The sequence below is a fragment of the Paenibacillus sp. KS1 genome (genome assembly GCF_001680695.1).
Taxonomy (GTDB): Bacteria; Bacillota; Bacilli; order Paenibacillales; family Paenibacillaceae; genus Paenibacillus_B; species Paenibacillus_B suaedae.
The window spans coordinates 1-1,083 of sequence record NZ_MAIS01000255.1; the positions used below are offsets into that span (position 1 = coordinate 1).

Here is a 1,083-nt window from a genome sequence, read left to right on the forward strand (position 1 = left end):
ACACTGTACATATACGTAATTGGATTCAGAACCTCGTCTCTTTACTACATATGTGCTGTTGTTTAATTCAAAATCCATAATAAAGAATTCATTCTTAAATTGATCCATTTTAAAAACACTTTTTTGAGTGCAACTACTGCCATACAAAAAATGAATAATCTCGATAAAGGTGGTTTTTCCCAGACCATTACGAGTATCCTTTGCTGTAGACTTTTGAGTTACATCAGCTAATAAAATATTTAGCCCTTCATGGAGTTCTATTGTGTTAAACGTGCTTAATGTGCTATAAATCTTTTTAATCATTCTTTACCCTCCACATTAAGTCATCCTCATATTCAATTGCACCAATAATATATAAAAAGTCTACCGCTAGAATAAAAGTATCAAACTGAATTCTAATTTTACCGTTTGTTTCACGTTCTTGAACTTGAATATATGATTTCCATGCTGAACTTACCGTATGAGGAGAATTTAATATGGATAGTATCCTTGCACCAATTTTTATAATCGATTTATCCTCGTGCAAATTTTTAGTTGGTGTTAACACTATTCTAATCCCCTCCTTATTAACCAATCTAATATCCTTTATGTAATTGCTTTTTTTAATTATGACTTGTTCTAGTTGCTTGTAACATTCATTGTACATTTTATGCACTCACACTCTCAAAAATTGTACATTGCTCAAAAAAATAAGCAAGAACTGTATGAACAGCTGCCATGTATACCTGATTATCTTTCTTGGTAGGATCGGTTATATACTTGGCTAATTCACTGTAAATGTCATCCGGATCTAACTCTGAATTATCTCTTAAGTTCTCATAATATTTGCGTAAAGTCTCGGCAATTTGATCCCCTAAATTCAAATCAGTCTGAAGATTTAAATAATCTCTAACTAAAGGTGCACGTAACAACCCTGCTTTTATAAGCCCTATGATGGGATCACTTAGACCATTAATTAGAAGTTTATTCTCAGGTACAGGTCTCAAGTCGTCTTTCCCTGGATTTGATCTTCTAGAAATAGATTTAATTACAGGTTGTATATCTTCAAACTTTAAGGTAGCGTCAAGAATTTTGTGTAAATGA

At 32.1% G+C, this 1,083-nt stretch carries 3 protein-coding genes; all 3 read right to left on the reverse strand.

All coding sequences use genetic code 11. The annotated features are described in order from the left end of the window. Positions 1–303 (reverse strand): hypothetical protein (locus BBG47_RS28160; RefSeq protein WP_217492551.1); only part of this gene is annotated, 303 nt, incomplete at its 3' end. Further along, positions 296–547 carry an ABC-three component system middle component 6 gene (locus BBG47_RS28165; protein ID WP_065294481.1) on the reverse strand — a complete coding sequence of 84 codons (252 nt, stop codon included), beginning with the start codon at positions 545–547 and terminating at the stop codon, positions 296–298. The genes BBG47_RS28165 and BBG47_RS28160, both read right to left, overlap by 8 nt. A gap of 100 nt (positions 548–647) precedes the next feature. Beyond that, the coding region (locus BBG47_RS30270) for an ABC-three component system protein (protein WP_217492553.1) at positions 648–1,083 on the reverse strand (436 nt) is incomplete at its 5' end.